The sequence below is a fragment of the Streptomyces sp. NPDC048462 genome, from assembly GCF_043200175.1.
Taxonomy (GTDB): Bacteria; Actinomycetota; Actinomycetes; order Streptomycetales; family Streptomycetaceae; genus Streptomyces.
Genome location: NZ_JBICXG010000003.1, coordinates 516,562 through 540,292 on the forward strand (window position 1 = coordinate 516,562; position 23,731 = coordinate 540,292).

20 protein-coding genes are annotated in these 23,731 nt (G+C 70.5%); 12 read left to right on the forward strand and 8 right to left on the reverse strand.

All coding sequences use genetic code 11. The features are described from left to right. Positions 1 to 89 precede the first annotated feature (89 nt). The 3 genes from ACGFU6_RS08280 to ACGFU6_RS08290 all read left to right on the forward strand — a co-directional run bounded on the left by ACGFU6_RS08280 (position 90) and on the right by ACGFU6_RS08290 (position 1,874). A complete protein-coding gene (locus ACGFU6_RS08280; RefSeq protein WP_393608970.1) occupies positions 90 to 473 on the forward strand; it encodes a VOC family protein in 384 nt (127 codons plus the stop codon). A 140-nt stretch (positions 474 to 613) separates the two neighbouring features. After that, on the forward strand, positions 614 to 1,048 hold the full coding sequence (locus tag ACGFU6_RS08285; protein WP_123529813.1) for an SRPBCC family protein: 435 nt from the start codon (positions 614 to 616) through the stop codon (positions 1,046 to 1,048). A gap of 157 nt (positions 1,049 to 1,205) precedes the next feature. Next, a complete protein-coding gene (locus ACGFU6_RS08290; RefSeq protein WP_393608972.1) occupies positions 1,206 to 1,874 on the forward strand; it encodes a hypothetical protein in 669 nt (222 codons plus the stop codon). A 25-nt stretch (positions 1,875 to 1,899) separates the two neighbouring features. On the opposite strand, the gene ACGFU6_RS08295 is transcribed toward ACGFU6_RS08290, so the two are convergent. From ACGFU6_RS08295 to ACGFU6_RS08305, 3 genes are read right to left on the reverse strand one after another with little or no spacing between them, the layout of a single operon-like run. Then, positions 1,900 to 3,291, reverse strand: a complete 1,392-nt coding sequence (locus tag ACGFU6_RS08295; RefSeq protein ID WP_393608973.1) for an MFS transporter — start codon at positions 3,289 to 3,291, stop codon at positions 1,900 to 1,902. Then, positions 3,288 to 5,297 (reverse strand): PEP/pyruvate-binding domain-containing protein, encoded by a 2,010-nt coding sequence (locus tag ACGFU6_RS08300; RefSeq protein WP_393608975.1) that lies wholly within the window; start codon positions 5,295 to 5,297, stop codon positions 3,288 to 3,290. Before ACGFU6_RS08300 ends, ACGFU6_RS08295 begins: the two co-directional genes overlap by 4 nt. Next, positions 5,294 to 6,667, reverse strand: coding sequence for an acetyl-CoA carboxylase biotin carboxylase subunit family protein (locus tag ACGFU6_RS08305; protein WP_393608976.1), 1,374 nt, complete (start codon positions 6,665 to 6,667; stop codon positions 5,294 to 5,296). Before ACGFU6_RS08305 ends, ACGFU6_RS08300 begins: the two co-directional genes overlap by 4 nt. A gap of 506 nt (positions 6,668 to 7,173) precedes the next feature. Here ACGFU6_RS08305 and ACGFU6_RS08310 point away from each other — a divergent pair. Further along, complete coding sequence (locus tag ACGFU6_RS08310) at positions 7,174 to 8,331, forward strand: PAS domain S-box protein (protein WP_393608978.1); 1,158 nt, start codon at positions 7,174 to 7,176, stop codon at positions 8,329 to 8,331. 34 nt (positions 8,332 to 8,365) lie between these two features. On the opposite strand, the gene ACGFU6_RS08315 is transcribed toward ACGFU6_RS08310, so the two are convergent. Beyond that, positions 8,366 to 9,229 carry a helix-turn-helix domain-containing protein gene (locus ACGFU6_RS08315; protein WP_393608980.1) on the reverse strand — a complete coding sequence of 288 codons (864 nt, stop codon included), beginning with the start codon at positions 9,227 to 9,229 and terminating at the stop codon, positions 8,366 to 8,368. 151 nt (positions 9,230 to 9,380) lie between these two features. Between ACGFU6_RS08315 and ACGFU6_RS08320 the strand changes: the two genes are divergently transcribed. From ACGFU6_RS08320 to ACGFU6_RS08350, 7 genes are all read left to right on the forward strand, one after another. Continuing rightward, on the forward strand, positions 9,381 to 10,427 hold the full coding sequence (locus ACGFU6_RS08320) for an NAD(P)-dependent alcohol dehydrogenase (RefSeq protein WP_393608982.1): 1,047 nt from the start codon (positions 9,381 to 9,383) through the stop codon (positions 10,425 to 10,427). A 140-nt stretch (positions 10,428 to 10,567) separates the two neighbouring features. Continuing rightward, a complete protein-coding gene (locus tag ACGFU6_RS08325; RefSeq protein ID WP_393608984.1) occupies positions 10,568 to 11,392 on the forward strand; it encodes a FadR/GntR family transcriptional regulator in 825 nt (274 codons plus the stop codon). 198 nt (positions 11,393 to 11,590) lie between these two features. Then, positions 11,591 to 12,910, forward strand: a complete 1,320-nt coding sequence (locus tag ACGFU6_RS08330) for an ABC transporter substrate-binding protein (protein ID WP_393608985.1) — start codon at positions 11,591 to 11,593, stop codon at positions 12,908 to 12,910. After that, positions 12,910 to 13,872 (forward strand): carbohydrate ABC transporter permease, encoded by a 963-nt coding sequence (locus ACGFU6_RS08335; protein WP_393608987.1) that lies wholly within the window; start codon positions 12,910 to 12,912, stop codon positions 13,870 to 13,872. The genes ACGFU6_RS08330 and ACGFU6_RS08335 overlap by 1 nt, the downstream gene beginning before the upstream one ends. Next, a complete protein-coding gene (locus ACGFU6_RS08340) occupies positions 13,869 to 14,744 on the forward strand; it encodes a carbohydrate ABC transporter permease (protein ID WP_123529795.1) in 876 nt (291 codons plus the stop codon). Before ACGFU6_RS08335 ends, ACGFU6_RS08340 begins: the two co-directional genes overlap by 4 nt. Positions 14,745 to 14,807: 63 nt before the next feature. After that, entirely contained in the window at positions 14,808 to 16,022 is a 1,215-nt protein-coding gene (gene manD / locus ACGFU6_RS08345) for a D-mannonate dehydratase ManD (RefSeq protein WP_393608990.1), read from the forward strand. Positions 16,023 to 16,073: 51 nt separating this feature from the next. Beyond that, positions 16,074 to 18,119, forward strand: a complete 2,046-nt coding sequence (locus ACGFU6_RS08350; RefSeq protein WP_393609079.1) for a prolyl oligopeptidase family protein — start codon at positions 16,074 to 16,076, stop codon at positions 18,117 to 18,119. Here the strand turns inward: ACGFU6_RS08350 and ACGFU6_RS08355 are convergent. The 3 genes from ACGFU6_RS08355 to ACGFU6_RS08365 all read right to left on the reverse strand — a co-directional run bounded on the left by ACGFU6_RS08355 (position 18,088) and on the right by ACGFU6_RS08365 (position 21,211). Continuing rightward, positions 18,088 to 19,512: an MFS transporter gene (locus ACGFU6_RS08355; protein ID WP_393608991.1), complete on the reverse strand. Its 1,425-nt coding sequence runs from the start codon at positions 19,510 to 19,512 to the stop codon at positions 18,088 to 18,090. The genes ACGFU6_RS08350 and ACGFU6_RS08355 overlap by 32 nt on opposite strands. Positions 19,513 to 19,915: 403 nt before the next feature. Continuing rightward, positions 19,916 to 20,518: a transposase family protein gene (locus ACGFU6_RS08360; RefSeq protein WP_393608993.1), complete on the reverse strand. Its 603-nt coding sequence runs from the start codon at positions 20,516 to 20,518 to the stop codon at positions 19,916 to 19,918. Positions 20,519 to 20,749: 231 nt separating this feature from the next. After that, positions 20,750 to 21,211: a hypothetical protein gene (locus ACGFU6_RS08365; protein ID WP_393608995.1), complete on the reverse strand. Its 462-nt coding sequence runs from the start codon at positions 21,209 to 21,211 to the stop codon at positions 20,750 to 20,752. 251 nt (positions 21,212 to 21,462) lie between these two features. Here ACGFU6_RS08365 and ACGFU6_RS08370 point away from each other — a divergent pair, with 251 nt between their 5' ends. Further along, positions 21,463 to 22,095, forward strand: coding sequence for a DUF2461 family protein (locus tag ACGFU6_RS08370; protein WP_393608996.1), 633 nt, complete (start codon positions 21,463 to 21,465; stop codon positions 22,093 to 22,095). Positions 22,096 to 22,120: 25 nt separating this feature from the next. On the opposite strand, the gene ACGFU6_RS08375 is transcribed toward ACGFU6_RS08370, so the two are convergent. Then, complete coding sequence (locus ACGFU6_RS08375; protein WP_393608998.1) at positions 22,121 to 22,948, reverse strand: YncE family protein; 828 nt, start codon at positions 22,946 to 22,948, stop codon at positions 22,121 to 22,123. Between the last annotated feature and the right edge of the window lie 783 nt (positions 22,949 to 23,731).

Consider the following 23,731-nt stretch of genomic DNA (forward strand, 5'->3'; position numbering starts at 1 on the left):
GTGCGGCGGAGTGCGGGTGTGCGGCTCTTCGAAGGGGGTACCCGGGACGACGTACCGGAGACCCGGTCCCGGTGGACAGGAGGACGGCCATGGCGGTTGCGAAGACGAGTGTGCTGGTGCTGGACTGCGCGGAGCCGAACGAACTCGCCGAGTTCTACGCCGCGTTGCTCAACGCGGAGGTCCAGGTCGGGCGGGAGCTCGACATCGTCGAGATCGTGGGCCACGACGGGGTGCGCCTGGCGATCCGCCGCGACCACGGCTATGCGCCTCCCAGCTGGCCGAGGCCCGACGACTCCCAGCAGGCTCATCTGCGGATCCTGGTGGCGCGCGAGGACATGGACGAGGCGGAGCGCGAGGCGGTCGGCCTCGGTGCGCGTCCCCTGGACACGAAGGACAACGGGGGCACGCGTGACACGCGCCTCTATTCCGATCCCGCCGGGCACTCCTTCACGCTGGCCACCCGGAACACCTGAGATCCGCCGCCCGCACCCGACATCCATCCGTGTGACCGCGTCCCGGTCCGCGCGCCGTGCGGAACGGACCTCGTGACCCCACCGGGACCCGCGACCGGCGCCGTGAACACACGAACCCACCCGTTTGCCAAGGAGTCCGCATGTCTTCCTCGATCGTCGAGACCGTCGATATCAAGGCCTCGGTGGCCATCAGCTGGGCGCTCTGGAGCGATGTGGAGCGGTGGCCCAGGTTCCTGAGCCATGTGCAGCGCGTCGACCCCCTGGACGAGCGTCGCTTCGCCTGGCAGCTCGCACTGCCGGGGGTCGACAAGGTCTTCGTCGCCGAGCTCACCGAAGTCGTACCGGAGGACCGGATCGCCTGGAGGACGACGGAGGGCGTCCATCACGCCGGCGTCGTCACCTTCCACCGGCTGGACCACGAGTCGAGTCGGGTGGCCCTGCAGATCGAATACGACCCCAAGGGATTTGTGGAGCACCTGGGAGCTCTCACCAACCTCGACTCGGTCCTGGCCAACTACGACCTCGGCGAGTTCCAGAAGCTGGCCGAGCGGACCGCCTCCGGCGACTTCGAGTGAATCTCCCCTGACGGGCCGGAGTGGGGATCGGTAGTTGCGGCGCGAAGGGAGATCTTCCGGGTGTCTGCCCGCCGGGCATGAATATCTGCGGCATGATGTGGCGTGTACAGAACAATGCGTACCCGTGTGGTGCGTCCCGACGAAGGGTGCCGCCGTCATGAACAGATCCACCTCCCGGGGTCTCGTCCGGGTGAGCCTCGCGCTGGCCGCCGCGATGGCGTCGACCGTGCTGGTCGCGCCCGCGAGCACAGCTGTGCCGGGGACCGCTGCCGAGGCTGCGCGGACGTCCGCCGCCGTGCCGGCCGGTACGGTGCTGACGCCCGCCGTACCGGCCGGTAGCGAACGCCGTTGCACCGTCGTGTACTTCGACTTGGGGGAGACCCTGGTGCACACGGCGGACGACGGCAGCACGAGCTACCTGCCCGGTGCGTCCGCCTACCTGCGCGCGCTGCGCGAACGCCACATCGAGGTGGGCCTGATCACGAACGTGCCGTCGTCCTGGGGCGAGACCGACGCCGAGCGCGCGGCCAGGCTGAAGAAGGAGGTCGACGCGGGCTGGACGGGCTCCGCGCCCTTCGCCTGGGACGATTTCGGCGACCGGATCCTCACCCCGCGCACCGAGGCGGAGCGCAAACCGGCACCCGTTCTCTGGGAACGCGCCGGCGCCGGCTCGGGCGGCTGCCGCCTCGTCTACGAGGCCGAGACCGCCGAGGAGACCGATGCCGCGGCCTCGCTCGGCTTCCTGGCCTACCAGGTCGGGCGGCCCCACCGGCCCGCCTACCTGCCCGTCCGGCTGATCGAGCTCCTCGCGCACCTGCCGCGGTGACCTCCGCGGCCGCTGTCGCCCCCGCTCAGGCAGGCGTGTCCCTCCTGCCCGCCGATGCGGGCGTTCGGGTGCCGGGGCCGGCCCCGCCCGGGTCCGCGGGACCAGCCGCTCCCGTGCCCGTCCGGCCGAGGCTTCGCTCGACCGTCCCGCTGCGCAGGACGAGTTGGAAGGCCCCGAGCAGCACCGCAGTCGCCAGGGCGCTGTGCCACAGCAGTGCGTCCAGGTGCCCTGCGGAGAGGTAGGCGCCCGCGGCAACGGCAGCCAGCGCGCACACCGCGCGGTCCACGATGCTCTCGACCGACAGCAGAGTGGCTCGCGGGGCGTGGGCGGGCACGGCGTCGTTCACCAGTTTGCGCTGGACCGGATAGGCGAAGCCGGTGGCGGCGGCGAACAGACAGAGCAGGGCGACGACGGTCCACGGGCCGCCCAGGGTGAGGCCCGCCAGGGTGCCTGCGAGCGCGAGGCTGAGAACCGACACCCAGGCCACCGGTGGCAGCCGGCGGCTCAGCCACTGCGGGCGGGCCGAGGCGACCGCCTCCGCCACCGTCATGGCGGCCAGCACTCCGCCGTGCGAGGCCTCACCGATGCCGTGGTCCAGCAGGATGGGCTGGAAGAGGTTGACCTGGCAGATCCGGGAGAGGGTGAACACGGCCACGCCCTGCACCATCACCAGGGCGAGCCATGGCGAGGAGGCTACGCAGCGCAGCGCGGAGCCCGCGTCACGCAGGGACGCCCCGCCCCTGCCGCGACGCCCGCCCCCGGTCGCGGCCGCCTTCCCCGCGCCGCCGGTGCGCGACGGGGTGGCGACCCGGGGGAGCGCCACCGCGCAGACCAGGGAGCCCGCGGCGCTCACCGCGCTCAGGACGTACGGCGCCGTGTGGGCGAGGGCCATCAAGGGGCCGACCAGCGGCCAGCACACGACCTTGGCCGCCAGCCCCAGGGCCCGTGCCGTGCCCTCCGCCCTCAGATAGTGCTCGTCGCACTTCTCTGCGCGCAGCCCGTCGTACAGGTAGGCGCTCGCCGCTCCCGAGGTGAGCGAGCGGCCCGCCGCGATGGCGAGGAAGTGAACGAGGAAGCCGGTGTACGAGGGGCTGAACACCGGGGCCAGGTTCGCCGCCGTCATGACGACGGCCCCGGCCCGCAGGCAGTTGCGGGTGCCGATCCGGTCGGCGATCAGCCCGGTCGGGATCTCGAACAGGCAGAATGCCACGTAGTAGATGCTCTGGATGCCGAAGATCTGCCCGTCCGAGAGCCCGGCCTCCTTCTGGAAGGCGTAGAACACCGGCATCCACCACAGCAGGTTGAACAGCAGCTGGAAGCCCTGGTTGAGCCTGATGATGCGGCGGGCGGTGGCTGTCAGGCCGGCAGCCGCGGCGGCCGGGCCGGTCCCGGGCCGCCACGGGAGGCGGGGCCTCACAGCGCGTAGGGGCGGATCTGGACCAGGCGGAGTTCGTCCCGGTCGGTCATCAGCCACTCGATGTCCAGCGGCCTGTCCACGTCGGACGCGCAGAAGTGGGACTGCAGAAGCCGTCCGGTCAGGGACAGATCGGCGAGCCGGGCCCGGGTGGCTGCGGGCAGCCCCTCGCTCCAGGAGCCGAGGGCGACGGTGCGGCCCCCTCCCTCGACCGTGTTGTACAGGTACTGCTGGGGCAGGACCGAGCCCTCGACGACCTGCTCGGGCGAGCCGGGGGAGCAGTTGAGGTAGACGTTGCGGAAGTCCTCGCGCCGCGTCGGGTTGCAGGTCACGAGCACACCGCCGAGGGAGGCGGGCACGTACTCCTGAATGATCACACCCATGTACGTGTCGTCGAGCGAGATGCCGGCCTGGTGGCGCAGCCGCACACTGCGTGGCGACAGGAGGGAGGCCCAGACCTGGCGTACCGCGTCGAGGAGTTCGCCGGGACCGCGCACGGTGGTCACGGAGTCGTAGACGCCTGCCGCGGAGAAGCCCGGCAGGTCCTCGGCGTTGGAGGAGGAGCGCACCACCAGACGGCCGCCCGCGGCCGGGGGCGCGGACAGGGACTGCTCGATCTGGCGGGTGACGGACTCGGGCATGGGCGTGTGGCGGATCAGGTGCTGGAGCTGAAGGCAGAGTGGGTCCAGCATGTCGCCGGCGTCGAGTTCGAGCGCCATCTTCAGCTTGCCGATGCCCTGCTGGAGCGCGGGGGACGAGGTGAGGAAGCGGTGCTGCAGTGCGAAGGGCAGGGCGACACCGTCAGGTGCCCCGACCGTGCCGGCCACGAAGGCGCCGGCTGCCGAGCGGAGTTCGGCGGCCGAGGGCGCGTCCAGGCCGAGCCGGGCCGCGAGGTGCCCGTAGAGGTCCTCGCGCGGCGGGCGGGGACGCCCGTAGAAGGCGGTGAGATCGGCTGTGCGGCTGTCGAGCACGTGGTGCAGTTCGCCGAGGTTGGCGGCCTTGGTGCCGTACCGGTCGCGGTCGGCGCTGCGCAGCCGGTACAGGGACATGACGGGTGCGTCCTGGAGGAACGGTGGTTCGAGGCGGATACGCTGCTGGTGCCAGGCCGGGGCCTGCAGCACCAGTTCGCCGGCCTGCGGTTCCAGGGCGATCTCGTCCTCGCGGACCCGGTAGCGGACCCAGGTGCCGTCCAGCCCGTCCCGCTCGACGAGCTGTTCCAGGTCGCGCACGACGGCGTTGGGTATGCCCCAGCCGGCGGCGAGGACGTTGGTGTGCGAGAGCGGTGTGATCGGCGCGGTGTTGAGGAATCCGGCGGTGCGGGGCACATCGTCCGGGACGCGGGGCATGGCGACGATGTCCGCCCAGCCGAGCCCGGCCGCCGCGGCCTCGTACTCCTCGGTGGTGCGGAAGAAGCGCAGCCGCCCGGTGGCGTCGCCCGGGTTGAGGGGCGTACGGGTCCTGTTGCCGAAGAGTTCGTGGCTGAGGACGCGTGGCACCCGGGTCGCGCTGATCGCCGTGAGCTCCTCCTCCTGGCCGTGGTTCGCGGGCTTGAGCAGGAGCGGCAGGCTGCTGTCGAGGCGCGCCCGGACGAACACGTAGAACGCTTCGAGCAGCGCGCCGTGCATGGTGTCGGCCTCGGTCGTCTCCAGGACGAGGAAGGTGCGCTCGTTGCCCTCCGATTCCTGCTCGGTGTGCAGGGACAGCACCCCGAGCAGGAAACGGCGCTCGGGGTCCATGTAGACGGAGGCGTTGAACTCGTCTAGGGAGGCGTCGAGTTCGGCGAGTTCCATGCCGAGGACGCGCGTGGCCGTGTAGTTGACGTGGAACGGGTGCGCGGCCGTGTCGAGCAGGTGCCAGGTGTTCTCGGCCAGGTCGACGACGACCTTGAGGTACGGGTGGCCGGCCAGCACTCCGGAGAGTGTGCGGAACAGCGGCAGCGAGAGGTTCCCGCCGACGACCGTCCGGTCCGTGGCGGGCTCCGGGGCTCCGGTGGTGAGGAGGGCGCTCACGCGGAGACTTCCTCGGGCAGTGCTGCGGGCAGGACCCGGGGCAGGGCGTCCACCAGGGCCTCGAAGTCGCGGAGCACGGTCTGCGGGTCGCGGGCGGACAGGAGGCACAGCGCCGCCATGGTGTTGGCTCCCGCGGCCGGGTCGTAGACGGGTACCGCGCTGCCGTCGGGGAGCGAACACTCCGCCACCACCGACAGCGCGCTGCCCCGGCCGAGCGGCGCGCCCGCCAGGACGGCCGGGAAGTCCCAGATCCGCCGGTCCGGCCAGGCCGCGCCCGCGCCGGTGACGGCGAGGACGACGAGGGACCCGGCGGCGCCGCGCGCCTGATCAGGGGTACGGGCGTCGGCGGGCCAGTCCACCGGGCGGCCGAGGAGGTGGTCGACCAGCATGCCCACGAGGTCGAGCCCGAAGACCTCCTCGATCTGCGGGACAGTCATCGCGCCGCCGAACCGGGCGGCTGTCTCGATCAGCCACATACGCCCCCCGGCGCCGAGCTTGATCTCGGTGTGCGTCCCGCAGTTCTTCAGACCGAGGGCGTCCACGGCCTGCCGGGCGAGGGCCACGACACGGTCCTGGGCGTCCTGTGGCAGGGGCGCGGGCGTGATGCCCGCGCGCTCGGTGAACGGCTCGACCGTCGGCATCCGGCCGCTGAGACAGACCGGGTGGAAGACGCCGTCGGCCACGACACCCTCGACGCTGACGTAGTCGCCCCAGCCGGGTTCCGCGAACCAGTCCGAGGCGGTGCCGCTCACTATCTCCTCGACGACGAAGTCGGCGTCGGCCTCGGCCACATGCAGTTCGGAGTAGCCCAACCGGGCTGACGCGGACATCACTTCGCGCGAACGACGCCAGGCGGCGGACACCTCGTGCGGGGAGCGGATGATCTGGTGCGCGGTGGAGCCGGCGCTCCAGGCCGCCTTGAGCAGCAGCGGGAAGGAGAGGGCGCCGGTGGCCTCGCGCAGACCGGCCTCGGTGGCGACCGGGCGGAACTCGGGCTGGGAGAGCCCGTGTTCCTGCCAGGTGCGCCGCATGAGCCGCTTGTCGCGGGCCAGGGCGGAGGCGCCCCCGGCTCCGGCGAGACCGAGTTCCTGGCAGGCCTCGGCGACGGCGACGACCGCGTACTCGGAGAAGGTGAGCACCGCGTCGGCGCCCACGGCCCGCGCATGCGAGGCGATCAGGGAGACCAGGTCGGTGCGATCCGCTTCGGCGGGCGTCACGACCGAGGCGCACAGGCTCGCCGCGGCGTCGGCCGCAGAGGCAGGAAGAGCGCTGAGCGCCAGCAGGTGTACGTGCGACTTCGCGGCCGCCCGGGACAGGACGTAGCCGAGCGGCGGACCACCCTTGGCATGCACCAACAGCACCTTGCTCACTGAAGTTCGTCTCCATTCGTTCGTGTCGTCACAAGTGCGCCGGCCGGGCAGCGCGCCCGGAACCCCGGCGGCCGACCGGGCGGAAGTGTCGGCCCTGCCCGTGACATGGTGTGTTCGCCCGTACACACAAGGGAATCAGGCGGCAGAGGGCCGCAATGCCCCCGAGAGCACCTACCGCTCAGGCAAATGCCAGAGTTGCGGGCCGCCTCGCACCGTCGTCCGGCTCCGCATGCGCCGATCGGTGTCCCGCAGGGGGTGGGCCCGCCGTTTCCAGGTCGGCCGAGAACCGGGCATGCTCGCGCTCCGCACGGGATACGCATGGCGATGGCACCCCGCGTCAGTCGGACGACCAAGAACGGAAGGCTCCTGTGGACGATTCAGGTCTGAAGGAAATGCTTGAGCATCTACGCGTGTCCTGGTGGGAGGTTGACGGTCAGTGGCGCGTTCTTGCGCGGGGAGGAGGCGCCTTCGCCGACTTACCCACAGCGCAGCGATTCCTCGACCGGATGCGCCAGGAACTGCCGGCTCCGGGGCGTACACCCGCGAACGGCTGCCGTCAGGCCCTCTTCGACGGCCGCACCTTCGACGTGAGCTGGCACCTGGACGAGAACCGTGGCCGGGGCCGCACGCGCGGACTCGCGGTGGAGGTCGGCGCCCGGCCCGAGGGCCCGCGCCGGTACGCCGCGTTCGCCGACTTCGCCGATCTCGCCCCGGCCGCCGCCTTCATCCGGGACCGCGACGGGCGCTACCTGTGGGCCAACCACGCCTACGCCCACCTCTACGGCACCACTCCGGAGCAAGTCGTCGGCAAGTACATCGAGGACTTCGACGCCCATGCCGACGCCGTCCAGTTCCGCGCGCTCGATCAGGAGATCCTGGCCCGCGGCAGGCCGGTGCGCCACACACTCGGCTACCAGCGCTCGGACGGCACCACGGGTCAGGCGGCGGGACACCGCTTCCCCGTGCAGGAGAACGCCCAGACCTGCATCGCGGGCATCTACGTGGACATCACGGAACACACCCGGGCGATGGCGCAGCGCCGGGAGGCCGAGGAGAACCTGCAGGCGCTGCGCGACCACAGCGGCCTGCCCTGCGCCCTCCTGTCGGCGAACGGCCGCGTCGTTCAGGCGAGCGCGGCGGCTGCCGAACTGCTGGAGACCCGCAGGTCCGACCTGGTCGGCCGTCGCGCGCACACTCTGCTCGCCCCGACGCCCGACCTCGCCCAGCTGCACCGGAGATGGAACGGCCTGATAGCCCGCCGCGTCAGGCGGGTGGAGACGTCCGCCGTGCTCGTCGACGTCCGGGGGCGGCAGCGCCGCGCGCAGCTGCATCTGACGACGGTCGGCCGGTCCGCCGCCCGTGCCCGTAACGTCTGGGCCGTCGTCACGCACCAGAGCCTCGTCCACGAAGCCCACGCACCGCTCACCGCCGCACAGATCCGGATACTCGCCCTCCTCGCGGAGGGCAGCAGCAACGGTGAGATAGCCACCTCGATGAGGCTGTCCCGGCAGACGGTCGACTACCACCTCAGCCGGCTGCGGGAACTCCTCGGTGCCGCGACCAGACCCGCCCTCGTCGCCCGTGCCTACGTCCTCGGCATCCTGGCACCCCGCGCCTGGCCTCCGCGCTCCGCCACGGCCACCCATCCGCTCAGCCCCACCTGAGACGCGGCCCGGCCCGGTGCCCGGGGAAGCCCGGTCACTGGTGTGCGGTCCGGGTGTCCGTGTCGAGGCCCCAGCTGGCGAGCAGCCGCATCGACTCCTCGGACGCCGAACCGGGCGCGGGATGGAACGTGATCAGGGACATGTCCTGGTCGGCGGGCAGCTTCAGCGTCTCGTAGGACAGGGTGAGGTCGCCCACCAGCGGATGGTGCAGGCGTTTGGTGCCGTACCCCTTCTCCTGGACCGTGTGCGCGGCCCACAGCTTCCGGAACTCCTCGCTCTTCACGGAGAGCTCTCCCACCAGCGCGGACAGCTGCTGATCGTCCGGCCAGCAGCCCGCGCACAGCCGCAGGGCGCTCACCAGCTCGATGGCCTTGCACTCCCAGTCCACGTACAGGTCACGGGAGTTCGGGTCGAGGAAGACGATCCGCGCCATGTTCCGCTCCTCGGGCGGCAGCGCCGTCTCGTCACCGAGCAGCGCCCGTGCCATCCGGTTCGACGCGAGGATCTCCATCCGCCGTCCCAGGACATACGCGGGCACCGACTCCATGGCGTCGATCAGATGCTGGAGCTCCGCCCGCAGTCGCTGCGGGCGGGCGGCGGCCGCACGCTTCTTCTTCGTCTTCGGGTTGGCCAGGTGGGTGAGGTGGGCGTGCTCGGTGTCCGACAGCCGCAGCGCCCGCGCGATCGCGTCCAGCACCTCGCCGGAGACGTTCCCGCTGTTCCCCTGCTCCAGACGTGTGTAGTACGCCACGGACACACCGGCGAGCTGCGCCAGCTCCTCGCGGCGGAGCCCCGGCACCCGGCGGGCCCGCCCGAGGTTCGGCAGGCCCACGTCCTCGGGCTTGAGCCGGCCCCGGCGGATGCGGAGGAATTCGCTGAGTTCGGCGCGCTGGTCCATGTCCTCCAGTATCCGGGTACGGCGCGGTGGGCAGCATGACCCTGCCGGTAGTACGCACAGCAGGCGTAGGCACAGCAGTGACCTGGGTGTTTGCCGGGGTAGGAGGCAGACTGGAACGGCAACCCCCCACTTCTGAGGAGATCGCTTCCGGATGACTGTCACCACCGTCGCCGCATACGCCGCCCCTGCCCCCAAGGCTCCGCTGGAGCGCACGACCGTGCCGCGCCGGCCGGTCGGCGAGCACGACGTCCTCATCGACATCAAGTACGCCGGGATCTGCCACTCGGACATCCACCAGGCCCGTGACGGCTGGGGCAAGGGCATCTTCCCGATGGTTCCCGGCCACGAGATCGCCGGCGTGGTCGCCGAGGTCGGTCCCGGAGTCACGAAGTTCCAGGCCGGCGACCGGGTCGGGGTCGGCTGCATGGTCGACTCGTGCCGTACGTGCGACAACTGCAAGGCCGGCCTGGAGCAGTACTGCTCCGAGGGCAACGTCGGCACGTACAACGCCGTGGGCAAGGACGGCGAGCCCACCTACGGCGGGTACTCCACCCACGTGGTCGTCGACGAGAACTACACGCTGCGCATACCCGAGGGCATCGCACTGGACGAGGCCGCCCCGCTGCTCTGCGCCGGCATCACGACCTATTCGCCGCTCGCCCACTGGAACGCCGGCCCCGGCAAGAAGGTCGCCATCGTCGGCCTGGGCGGCCTCGGGCACATGGGTGTCAAGATCGCCCACGCGCTCGGCGCCGAGGTCACCGTGCTCAGCCAGTCGCTGCGCAAGGAGGCGGACGGACTGAAGCTGGGCGCCGACCACTACTTCGCCACCAGCGACCCGGCGACGTTCGAGCAGCTCAAGGGCTCGTTCGACCTGATCATCTCCACCGTCTCGGCGCCGCTGCCGCTGGACGCGTATCTCGCGCTGCTGCGGACGGACGGCGCGATGGTCAACGTGGGCGCGCCGGAGGAGCCGGTGTCGCTGAACCTGTTCTCGGTCATCGGCGGCCGGAAGACCCTGGCGGGCTCCGGGATCGGCGGGATCCGTGAGACGCAGGAGATGCTCGACTTCTGCGCGGAGCACTCGCTGGGCGCAGAGATCGAACTGATCAGCGCGGACCGGATCAACGAGGCGTACGAGCGGGTGCTCGCCAGTGACGTGCGCTACCGCTTCGTGATCGACACCGCCACCATCTGACGCCCGGCCCGCCCTGTGTCCCGCACCGGCCCGCAGGTGTGGGACACGGGGCGGACGGATGCCGTGCGGCGGCGGACCGGGGCCGCAGGCGGCCGGTCAGGCCTCGTGTACGGGCCGCGACCGGCCTGTACGCTGCGATCATGCAGCCGCCCGCCCCCTCCTCCCCGTCAGGTTCCGAGTGGCCGGGCCCGGTCGCGGACCCCGCCCGGCGCGGGCTCCTCACCGAGAGCATCGCCCGTCAGCTGGAGCACGACATCAGGTCCGGAGAGATCGCCGTCGGGACCAAGCTCCCCTCGGAGCGCGAGCTCGCCGCCCACTTCGGCTCCAGCCGCAACGTCGTACGCGAGGTGCTGCGGCGGCTGGAGGCCCAGCACCTGATCGAAGTCGCCCCGGGACGGGGCTCCTTCGTTCGGGAGCAGTCCTCCGGGCAGGCCAGGGGGTACGACGCGCTGTACCGGGCGGGCCGCCCCACCGTGCGCCAGCTCATCGAGGCACGGATCCCGCTCGAGGTGGAGATGGTCCGGCTGGCGACCGAGCGGGCGACAGACGAGGACATCGCGGCCATGCGGTCCGCGCGGGACGCCCTGGAGGCGGCCACCGACGTCGTCGTCAAGGCCCAGGCGGACATGGACTTCCACGACGCCATCGCGGTGGCGAGCAAGAACCCGGTCCTGCGGATCATGCTGTCCTCGATCAGCGGGATGATGTTCGAGATGATGCTCCGCTCGAACTCCGACCCGTCGATCGCCGAGGCCGGCGTGCCGCACCATCCGGAGATCTTCGAAGCGGTCGAGGCGCGGGACGTCGACCTCGCCTGCGTACGGATGCGGGAGCACCTGACGCTGGGGCTGCGCACCTACGGGGCGGATCTCGACCTGCGGGTCGACACCATGGCCCGCAACCACATCGAGACGCTGCTCGACCAGGCGGAGGGCCGCCGGGGCGGCAACGGGCCCGCGGAATAACCGGGCGACCGGTTCGGCCCTGACAGGTTCTCCCCCCAGGGGCTGGCCGACATGGCGCCTCTGCTGTTACGGTCCCGTCTAAACCAACTGGTCCTACCAGTTGGACCAGATGGATCGGGGCAGGTCCGGAGCGGGACGCGACGCGCAGCCCCGGCACCACGAGTCCCGGCACCACACCGCACAGAGACGAGGACAAGGATGTCCACGAGCAGCCAGCTCCTGAGCCGGCGCGCCTTCGGGAGGCTGGCGGCAGGAGTCGCGGGGACCGCCGGGGCGGGAGCGCTGAGCGCCTGTTCGGCCGGGAGCGGGAAGCCCTCGGCCGGTACCCCGCTGCGGATCATGGCGATCAACCATGTGTGGTCCCAGGCGGTCAAGCGCCGCGTCAAGGAGTTCGAGGACCGGATCGGACGGCGGGTCTCGATGACCCTGCTCACCGCCGACCAGCTGTCGAGCAGCTACAACGTCAAGCTGAACGCCTCCGGCACCGACGTCGACGTCATGATGGTCCGCGCACTCCAGGAACAGCTGGTCTTCGGCCACAACGGCTGGCTCGCCGACCTCAGCGACCGGGTCGAGGACGACGCGGAGTTCGGCTGGCCGGACTTCCAGAAGGCCCCGCGCGAGGCGTCCGTGACCGCCGGAAAGGTGCTGAGCGTCCCGGTGGTGACCGAACGCCCCGCGCTCTACTACCGCAAGGACCTGGTCGAGGACCTCGGCGGGCCGCCGCGCACCCTGGACGCGCTGATGGACGCCGCCCGGGAGCTCACCCGGCGCGACAAGGGCTTCTACGGATACGTCGGCCGGGGCCAGCGCAGCGGCGCCGTCTCCCAGTGGTCGAGCTTCCTCTACTCGCACGGCGGGGACTTCGTCATCGACGGGAAGTCCGGCATCGGCAGCCCCGAGGCCCTGGCCGCGTACGAGTACTACGGCAGCCTGCTGGCCAAGGCCGGGCCGCCCGGCGCGACCAACATGAGCCTCGAACAGGCGATGCCGATCTTCGCGCAGGGCAAGGCGGCGTTCTACATCGACGCCGACGCGATCTACAGCAGCTTCCTCGACCCCAAGGTGTCCAAGGTGCGCGAGAGCGTCGGCTTCGCGCCGTTCCCGGCCGGACCGGCAGGCGCCAGACCCCACAACATCCCGTCCTGGAGCCTCGGCATCAACACCTTCTCCCTTCTGCGCGACGACGCCTGGGAGTTCATCAGGTGGGCCGCGGGCCCCGGGATGTCGGCCGCCCTCCAGTCCGACGGGATACCCGGCGCCCGCTCCTCGGTGTGGTCCGACCCGAAGACGCTCGCCTCCTTCCCGCCGGACCTCGCCGAAGCCATGCGGCTCAACGCCGAACGCGGCCGCGGCTACGACCGGCCCCGGGTCCTCCAGGTCGGCCGGGCCCGCGACATCGTCGGCCGTCCACTGGTCGCGGGCATCCTCGGCGAGTCCGTTCCGCCGGTCGCACGCGACGCGGACGCGGAGTTCGCCGAGTTCCTCGTACGCGACAACCGCCACAAGGAGTCCTGATGTCCACCACCGAGGTCTCCGCGGCCCGCGCCACCCCCCGCCCGCCGGAGACGAGGGCGCCCCGCGCACGCCGGCCCCGCACCTTCGAACAGGCCAACCGGCGGCTGAAGTGGATGATGCTCGCCCCGGCACTGCTCTTCGTCGGCCTGATGATCGTCTTCCCGCTGGCCTTCACCCTCGACCTCAGCCTCACCGACGCCTTCGGCGCGGTGAACGCGGGCAAGAGCCACATCGGCCTGCGCAACTTCGCCGACGCCCTGGAAGACACCCGCAGGTTCTGGCCGGCCGCCCGCCGCACCCTGGTCTTCACCGTCGGCGCGGTGGTCCTGGAGACGGTGCTCGGGCTCGCCCTGGCGATGCTGATGCGGGGGCCGTTCCGGGGAATGCGCTGGGTGCGCACCGTCCTGATCATCCCGCTGCTCGCCACACCGGTCGCGATCGGCATCCTGTGGCTGCTGATCCTGGATCCCACCAACGGCATAGCCAACCACCTGCTCGCAGCCGTCGGCCTGCCCCGTCAGGAGTTCCTCGGCTCAGTCAGCCAGTCGCTGCCGACGCTGATGCTCATCGACGTGTGGCAGTGGACGCCGATGATGACGCTGCTGCTGCTCGCAGGGCTCACCACGCTGCCCGAGGAACCCGAGGAGGCCGCGCTGGTCGACGGAGCAGGTGGCTGGCAGCGGTTCCGCCACGTCATCCTCCCGATGCTCGGGCCCACGCTCGCCACCGCCCTGGTGCTGCGCGCCGTCGACGCGCTGAAGACCTTCGACATCCTCTACGCCACCAAGGGCGCCGGTGGCGGATCGGACTTCGAGGTGGAAACCCTCAACGTCTACGCCTACGGGCTGACCTTCGACTACCAGGAGTACGGGCTCGCCGCCGCCGTCCTGGTCCTGTTCACGCTCTTCATCATCGGCGTCGTGGTCCTGCTGCGCCGCCGTGGCGGAAGGAAGAACGCATGAGTGCCACCGTCTCCCGGGCCACCCGGCCCTCCGGCGCCCCGCACACCGCTCCGCGGGCCCGCAGGCGCCGGGGCGGGGCGTGGCTGCGCGGCACCGCCATCACGATCGTCACGCTCGTCTTCGCGCTGCCCCTCGTGTGGATGTTCGCCGCCGCCTTCAAAACCAACGTGCAGGTCACCGACCCGTCCGTCGGGCTGTGGTTCAGGCCCACCCTGGACAACTTCCGCAGCATCGTGGAAGCCGGACAGATCGTCCGGTCGATGGGCAACTCACTGCTGGTCGGAGTGGTGTCGACGGTCCTGTCCGCCGTCATCGCCGTACCGGCGGCCTGGGCGGTGGGCCGGTTCAACATGCACCGCACCGGCTCCCTGATCCTCGTCGCGCGCATCGTCCCGGCGATCTCGCTCCTCGTCCCCTGGTACTACCTGTTCGCGCGGATGGGACTCGTCGGCTCCTACACCGTGCTGGTGCTGAGCCACATGTTCGTCTCCGTCCCGCTGATCATGTGGATCATGATCAGTTTCTTCGCGGGGCTGCCGGTCGAACTGGAGGAAGCCGCCCGCACCGACGGACTGAGCGCCTTCGGCGCCTTCTGGCGCATCTCGCTGCCGCTCGCGGCGCCGGGCACCGCGACCGCCTCGCTGCTGGCCTTCGTCTTCAGCTGGAACAACTTCATGTTCGCGCTGGTCTTCGCCGACGACCGCACCCAGACCGTGCCGGTGACCCTGTTCAACTTCATCTCCTACGCGAGCACCGACTGGGGCGGGCTGATGGCTGCCGCCACCCTCATCACCGTGCCCGTCGTACTGGCCGCCGTCCTCGGACAGAAATACCTGGTCGCCGGGCTGACCTCCGGTGCCACCAAGGGCTGAGAGCCCGCCGCCCGGCCCAGGGCCGGCCCGCACATCCCCGACATCCGGAAAGAGAACACACGCATGAAGATCGTCGACGTCAAGGTCGTCGTCACCAGCCCCGGCCGCAACTTCGTCACCCTGAAGCTGACGACCGACGAGGGGCTCACCGGCCTCGGGGACGCCACCTTGAACGGCAGGGAACTCGCCGTCGTCAGCTACCTCACCGACCACGTCGCACCCCTGCTCACAGGCCTCGACCCGCACCGGATCGAGGACACCTGGCAGTCGCTGTACCGGGGCGCCTACTGGCGGCGGGGACCGGTGACGATGGCCGCCATCGCAGCCGTCGACGTGGCGCTGTGGGACATCAAGGCCAAGGCCGCGGGGCTCCCGCTCTACCAGCTGCTCGGCGGCGCCAGCCGCGAACGCGTCCGCACCTACGGCCACGCCAACGGCCGGGACATCCCCGAACTCCTGGACTCCGTACGGGCCAGGCTCGCCGAGGGCTACCCCGCCGTCCGCATCCAGTCCGGCATCCCTGGCCTCAAGGCCGTCTACGGAGTGTCCGACACCGACGACGACGGTGCGCAGATCCTCCACCAGCAGGCGCGCCCCCTGGTGGAGGACTGGGACACCGAGGCCTACCTGCGCCACATGCCCGCCGTCTTCGACGCGGTACGCGCCGAGTTCGGCGCCGAGCTGCCGCTCCTGCACGACGCCCACCACCGGCTCACCCCCGTCCAGGCCGCCCGGCTCGGCAAGGACCTGGAGCCCTACCGGCCGTTCTGGCTGGAGGACTGCACACCCGCCGAGAACCAGGAGGCGCTGCGTCTGGTGCGCCGCAGCACCACCACGCCACTGGCCATCGGCGAGGTCTTCAACACGGTCCACGACTACCAGTCGCTGATCACCGAGCAGCTGATCGACTACGTGCGGTCCGCCGTCACCCACTTCGGTGGTGTCACACCGCTGCGCAAGCTCTTCGACTTCGCCGCCCAGTACCAGATCAGGAGTGCCGTGCACGGGCCGGAGGACATCTCCCCGGTCGGCATGGCCGCCGCCGTCCACCTCGACCTGGCCGTCCACAACTTCGGCATCCAGGAGTACTCGGGCCACACCGCCCGCACCCAGGAGGTGTTCCGGCACTCCTACACCTTTACGGACGGGTACCTGCACCCGGGCGAGGCCCCCGGCATCGGGGTCGAGCTGGACGAGGAGCTGGCGGCCGCCCACCCGTACGCCCAGGCGTACCTTCCGGTCAACCGGCTCCACGACGGGACCGTCCACGACTGGTGATCCGCCGGGCATCGGGGGGTGTGGTCCCGCCGCGCGTCCGGGGCCTGCACAATTCGGGGTGTGATCGAAAACGACCCGTACCTGTGGCTGGAAGACATCGAGGGTGAGGCCGCGCTCGCGTGGGTGGCCGAACGGAACGCCGAGACGGCGGCCGCTCTGGCCACCGACGCCGGGTTCGCCTCCCTGAAGAAGGGGCTGCGCGAGGTGCTGGACGCCTCGGACCGCATCCCGTACACCGTCCGTCGCGGAGAGCACCTCTACAACTTCTGGCGCGACGCCGGGCACGTGCGCGGTCTGTGGCGGCGTACGACGATGGAGCAGTACCGCAAGGACGACCCCGAGTGGGAGGTCGTCCTCGACGTCGACGCGCTCGCCGCAGCGGAGGACGAGAAGTGGGTGTGGGCCGGCGCGCGGGTCCGGCACCCCGAGTACGACCGCGCCCTGGTGTCGCTGTCGCGCGACGGCGGTGACGCCGTCGTGGTCCGCGAGTTCGACCTCGCCACCCGGACCTTCGTCGAGGACGGCTTCCGGGTGGCGGAGGCGAAGACGCGGATCGGGTGGATCGACGCCGACACCGTCTTTATCGGCACCGACTTCGGTCCCGGCTCACTGACCGACTCCGGCTACCCGCGCACGGTACGCAGATGGCGGCGCGGCACACCGGTCGAGGATGCCGCCGAGGTGTTCGAGGCCCGGACACAGGACGTCGCGGCCGGCGGCTGGCACGACAGCACACCCGGCTTCGAACGCGACTTCGTCCACCGGTCGCTGGACTTCCACCACAGCGAGACGCATCTCCTGGCCGCCGACGGCACACTCGTCAGGATCGAGGTGCCGGACGACGCCGACGCCTACGCACACCGCGAGTATCTGATCGTGAGCCCGAAATCCGCCTGGCTCGGACACCCGGCGGGCGCCCTGCTCGCGTTCGGCTTCGACGCCTTCCTCGCGGGCGACCGCACCGCGCAGGTGCTGTTCACCCCGGACGAGCGGACGGCCCTGGCCGGCCACTCCTGGACCCGGCACCACCTGATCCTGGAGACGATGCGCGACGTCAGCACCCGTATAGAGGTGCTGACCCCGGCCCCCGGCGGCTGGACCCGCAGCCCGCTCGCGGACGTCCCGGCGCTGTCCGCCGTCAGCGTCGTCGACACCGACCCGGACGTCTGCGACGAGTACTTCCTGGACGTGTCGGGATTCCTGCAGCCGTCCACCCTGTACCACGGGGAGATCGGCGCCGGCTCGGAGATCCTCAAGCAGGCCCCGGCACGCTTCGACACGGCGGGCCTCTCCGCGGAACAGCACTTCGCGACCTCCGAGGACGGTACGCGGGTGCCGTACTTCGTGATCGGCCCCGACCGCTCCGGCCCCGACTCCGCCCCCGGGCCCGCCCTGCTCTACGGGTACGGGGGCTTCGAGGTCTCCCTCACCCCGTACTACGCGGCCTCCACCGGCCGTGCCTGGCTGGAGCGCGGCGGCACCTACGTGATCGCGAACATCCGGGGCGGTGGCGAGTACGGACCGAGCTGGCACCGGGCCGCGCTCGGCGCGCAGCGGCCACGGGCCTTCGAGGACTTCGCGGCGGTCGCCGAGGACCTCGTCGCCCGGGGCATCACCACCCCGGCCATGCTGGGCGCGGCGGGGGGCAGCAACGGCGGCCTGCTCATGGGCGCGATGCTCACCCGCTACCCGCAGCTGTTCGGCGCGATCGTCGCCCAGGTGCCGCTGCTCGACATGCTCCGCTTCCACGAGCTGCTCGCCGGCGCGTCGTGGATCGCCGAGTACGGCGACCCGGACGACGAGGGAGACCGCCCCCACCTGCGCACGCTCTCCCCGTACCATCGGCTCGGCGCGGATCAGGACTACCCGCCGGTGCTCCTGACGACCTCGACCCGCGACGACCGGGTCCACCCCGGCCACGCCCGCAAGGCGGCGGCGCGGCTGCGGGAACTGGGCCACCGCGTCCTGCTCCACGAGAACACCGGCGGCGGCCACGCGGGCGCCGGCGACAACGAACAGGCCGCCCACAACAACGCGCTGATGCACACCTTCCTGTGGCAGTACCTCACTCCACGGGTTCGGCCGGCCTCCGGCTGACGGAGCGGGCGTCCGCGGCCACCGCCGCGGCCACCGCCGCGGGCGCCGCCGCCCGGCCGCCGTCCGGCTCGACGTCCGCGAGGTCGCGGTGCCGGGTCTCCTTGGCGCAGACGACCGCCAGCACCGTGACGAGCGCCGCGGCGATGACGTACAGGGCGATGGGCGTCGAGCTGTCGTAGTCCGCGAGCAGGGCGGTGGCGATCAGCGGCGCCGGGGCGCCGGCCGCGACGGAGGAGAACTGCGCGCCCATCGACGCGCCCGAGTACCGCATCCGGGTCGCGAACATCTCGGAGAAGAACGCAGCCTGCGGCGCGTACATCGCCCCGTGGAAGATCAGTCCGACCGTGACGGCGAGCAGCAGGCTCCCGAAGCTCCGGGTGTCGATCAGCGTGAAGAAGGGGAACATCCACACCCCGACCCCGACCGCGCCGAACAGGTAGACCGGCCTGCGCCCGACCCGGTCGGAGAGCGCGCCCCACATAGGGATGACGGCGAAGTGGACGGCCGAGGCGATGAGTACGGCGTTGAGAGCCGTCTGCTTGCTCAGGTCCGCCGAGGTCGTCGCGTAGACGAGGATGAACGCCGTGATGACGTAGTAGCTGATGTTCTCCGCCATCCTGGCGCCCATGGCGATCAGCACATCGCGCCAGTGGTGCCGCAGCACGGCCACCACAGGCATCCTCTCCGCCGCCCCGGCCGCGGCCTCGCGCTCCGCGGCCCGTACGAGCGCCGCCTTGAACAGGGGCGATTCATCGACGGAGAGACGAATCCACAAACCGATGACGACCAGCACGCCCGAGAGCAGGAAGGGGATGCGCCACCCCCAGGACTCGAAGGCCGAGTCCGACAGCACGGCGGTGAGCGCGGAGAGCACCCCGGTGGCGAGCAACTGCCCGGCGGGCGCCCCGGTCTGCGGCCACGAGGCCCAGAAACCGCGCCGCCTCGCGTCCCCGTGCTCCGACACCAGCAGCACGGCGCCGCCCCACTCACCGCCGAGAGCGAACCCCTGCACCAGCCGGAGCACCGTGAGCAGCACCGGGGCCGCGGCCCCGACGGTGGCGTGGGTCGGCAGCAGCCCGATCGCGAAGGTCGCGCCGCCCATCATCAACAGGCTGAGCACCAGCAGCTTCTTGCGCCCGAGCCGGTCGCCGTAGTGCCCGAAGACCAGCGCGCCGATCGGCCGCGCGGCGAACCCGACGGCGTACGTGAGGAAGGACAGCAGGGTTCCGACGAGCGGGTCGGAGTCGGGGAAGAACAGCTTGTTGAAGACCAGGGCGGCCGCTGAGCCGTAGAGGAAGAAGTCGTACCACTCGATGGTCGTGCCGATGAGGCTCGCGGCGACGATGCGCCGGAGATTGGAGGCGGGTGGGGGAGCGGTTGCCGCAGAGGCCATGGACGCCACTTCCTCGTGTGCGATGGGGACGGGTACGTGTCGGCACACGGTAGAAACATGCAGGTCAGGCGCACATGTGGCGGGGTGACATAGTTCGGGGGCCGGCTATGCGTGCGGCCACCATGCCGGGTGCGGAGCGGCGGTTCAGGGGGTCGGAGGCGGTCGAAACGAGCGCTGTACGATGCGCGTAGTTCGTGGCGATTCGACGGTGCGGTGCTGACTCCGGTGCTGGTCTTGTGCTGACTACGCTCCGTTGCAATCGGGCATCTTGGGGCTGATTGGCCCAGGCCCTTTGCGCGGTAGGTGGTCTGACAGACCGACCCGGTTTTGCCGCTCGATTCTGCGAGCACGGACAAAGCGCTGGGCTTCCAGGTCTCCGCGCGGCCGATCCGCTCAAGGGTGATCAGGGAGTTCTGCGTGGGTTCGGTTCACAGCGCCCTCGATACTGCCCGCGCTCCAGTCCAGAGTGAGCCCGGCAACCACGGCGTCGAGGTCTCGGCGCAGATGGAGTGCGAATCCGGTGAGCCCGGGCAGCCGGCTGGCATCGACTGCGTCGATCCAGGTGAGGAGCGTGGTGCCGAGGCGGTCGGTGAGTGTCTCGCCGAAGTCGCGGACGTGTCCCGCAGCTGTGTTCAGTTCGGGACAGCGGGCCGGGACGCCCTTCAGACCGCCCCGGTCCTCCTCGGTCAGGGCCGTGGGATGTCGGATGATCCAGCCTGGCGCCGGCCCGCCCCGCCAACACGAGCCCCACTTGCTCCAGGGCGTGGTTGAGCCGCCTGGTGAACCGTGTGTGCGGGGCAGCCAGCCGGGGAAACGACTCGGCGAACGTCCGGCGTGGGCAGTCCACCGATCCGCAGATGAATCGCCGCACCGTCAGCTGGATCACAAAGCCCTGTTCAGCGAGCGGAAGATCCTTCAGCCTGCGCTGGTAACGGTCGTGGACCCGGTCCGAGAAGCATCCGCAGTCCTGACACCCAGAGCCAGTCGCGCGGCCTCTCGCCACCACCTCGACCGTGCCGAACGCGGCCCGTAACCGCCACGACCTCTACCTCGCTGATCCCCGCGAACACCAGTGAGTCCCAGAACAGCGCGTCGGTCTGCATGGCCAGCACCATCGCCGTCGACAGCCGACCACAGGAGGGAATGGAAGAAACCTGAGGGAGCATCACTTCCAGCTGTCAGGTGACAAGGCGTACGCCGTCTCGCACGAGCCATCACTCGCAATCGAACAACGGTGTCACGCTCCGCGACGGCTCCCCAGGATCTGCGCCAGAACCCTGGGCGGGGGCACTGCATCGACGCGCTTCGGGTCCACCGTGGCGGTTCGCAGGGCCTTCTTCTGTGCAGGCGAGATCATCTGGAACGTGACGACGAACGTCGACGTGCACGGACCGAACCCCTGGTCCTCTGCCTGCTTCGCGGCCGGCCCCGCCACTTCGCATACGGTGTTGATGCCCTCACGTCCCACAGCATGGAGGTACTGCTCGTACCGCTGGATCGCGCCTTCCTTCGTTCGGGGTGCGGACTTGTCGCCGGTCGGCTCAGCCGACGACATCTCGGTCCGAGGCGACACCGATGGTTCCTCGGGCCGCACCGATGCGGACGCCTGCGAGGGCTTCGCGGCCGAGAACGTGTTCTCCTGCGATTTCTCCTGACCGCACCCGCACGCTCCCAGCACCACGTACGTCGATACCGCCACGCTGACCAGCGTACGAACTCGCATCCAGGCCCCTCGATAACATCGGCGACGTAGGAGCTGACGCAGGGCTTGGGGGAACAGCTCCCGGGCTCGTCCGGACGGGGCGCACGCCGATCTCGAAGCGCCGGGCCTCAGTGGGTGTACGCCTCGGGTCAGGCGCAGTGGCACATCGTTCCCTGCACCCTCGTCGGCTTGTCACTCGCCCGACTCACGTTCGGCTCGCGGATCGTGGGGTGCGCTATTCTCCGCGCATGCGCGAACAGTTCACCGGCTGGCCGGAACAGGCCATGGACGTGTTGTGGCAGCTCCAGGGCGAACCGACGCACGCGACTCGCGAGCGCTACCGCGCAGAACGTGAACGTCTGATCCGGCAGCCGATGATCGCCTTGCTCAACGAGGTCGCAGATGCGGACTCCCGGTACGAGAACTTCTCGGTCTGGCACTACCGCACCAACTCCTGGTGGTGGCAGCATCAGAGCGCGGTGATCCGGCTCGGCCGCAAGATCGAGATCAGTCTCCTGTTCTCGCTGGACGGCTTGCGGGTCCAGGGCGCCTGGTGGTACCCCGATCCCGGCCAGGTGGACATGTTCCGCAGAGCCGTGGCCTCCGAGAGGAGCGGCCGCGAACTGTCCGCGATTGTCGAGGACGTGCGGAAGAAGGGCTATGACATCTCCGGGGACGTGATGAGACGTCCGCCGCGCGGCTATCCGGCGGACCACTCCCGTACGAACCTGCTGCGCCACCGTTCGCTGATCGCCACTCGGCCCCTCGGCTGCGAGGATTGGCTGCACACCCCCGAGGCGGTCGATCGGGTTCTCTCGGCCGCCTCCGACCTGGACACTCTGCTGATGTGGCTGGTCCGCCATGTCAAGCCTGTCGCCTGACGTCATCTCGAACCGGAGCGTTGAGTCACCATTGCCGGTAAGCGGACATGGAGAACGACGCCGATCGTGCGGCGATCCGCCGCCTGGCTGCCGACGGGCTTGACGTCGGGGCCGAACGGCTGCCGGGTTGAGCGGAGCCGTGGGAAAGCGAAGGACGGGAAACGCGGTTGGCCACAAACACCCAAGGAACTGCTCGATCGACGGAATCTCGGCGGTATCTCGGTGGAAGGCGCCTCGAAGTACATGTCCCACCCCGCCAGGGCACCATCCGGCCGCAATTTTCCCTCCTGAGCTTGCGCATACGTCCGATCGGCTCGGCTATCCCGGAGGTCACCGAGTTGTCGGCCATGTCGATCAACGACACGTTGTCGCTGTTGGTGACATAGAGGTGTTCACCGCCCAGCGGTAGCGAGACCTCCCACGGGTGGGTTCCGACGCCGACGGTGTCGGACACCGTGTTTGTCGCTGTGTCGATGACCGACACGCTGTTGCCGAAGTAGCTGGCGACGTACGCACGCGAGCCTTCGGGGGTCACCATCACCCCGTGCGGGCTGCAGCCGACGCCGATGGCTGTGATCACCGTGTTGGTGGCCGTGGCGATCACGTACACGCTGTCGTTGCCCGCGCTGGTGACGTAGGCGTGTGCGCCGTCCGGGGCGAGGGCGATGGAGCGGGGGTTGCCGCCGATGTCGATGCTCGCGGCCGCCGTGTGGTGGCGGTGTCGATAGCGGTCACGGTGCCGTTGCCGGCGATGAAGGCATATGTCCCCGGCGGTACCGCCGCCGGCCCCGATGGCACCGCGACTGCCGCCAGCGCCAGTGACGACAGCACGCTGATCGCGCGCTGCTTCCACCGTCCTCCGGTCGGCACCGCTCTGATGGGTCTGCGGTCGGCGACCCGCTCGTGCTCACATCGCTGATGCGTGGAAATCGTTTCCCCCTGACGTCCCGGACGCCGTCGAGACACGAACGGACCCGGCCGATAACGAGTTGACTATCCCTACAGAGGCGAGGTGTCGGTCGGTCGCGGTGATGCCTCACACGAAACGGAAATCCGGCGTGGTCGCCCCTGACGTCACGTTCTCGCGGCCTTCGCGATCGACGAGGGGCGTTGTCTGTTCACTGAGCAGGCGACGTAACGCGGTGTGGCGCGTACAGACGGGTGCGGGGTGCGGTGGATGCGCGCGGGGAGCGCACGCGGGGTGTGCCCCGGAGTGCGTCAGGCCGCAGGTGACTTCGGGTAGTGGTGACGGGATGCGGTTGAGCGTGCGGTCAGCCGGCCACGGGCCCGGGCGCATGATCAGGGCGGTGGTCCGGCCCACGATGTGCGGCTGCGCGGCCTGCGGGCCGTTGTGGCCGTCGGCGGTCAGCCCATACGGTGCCGGTGGCCATCAGCACCCAGCGGGTGCACATCGTTGCTCAGATGGCCCGGGGCTGGGGTACGTAGCGTGGTCGAGGTGCTGGCGCACGTCCGCTCAGCGTGCCTGAGCCGCCGAAGAACGGGAAGGGCGTTGCACGGTCGGCCCTCGTCCGGCATTGCTGGGAGTGGGGGGATTGCGCGTTCCTGCGTTCCGGTGAATTGCGGGCATCGGACGATCCGTACTGCCTCCGAAGATCGTTACCCGGGGGGCGCGAGT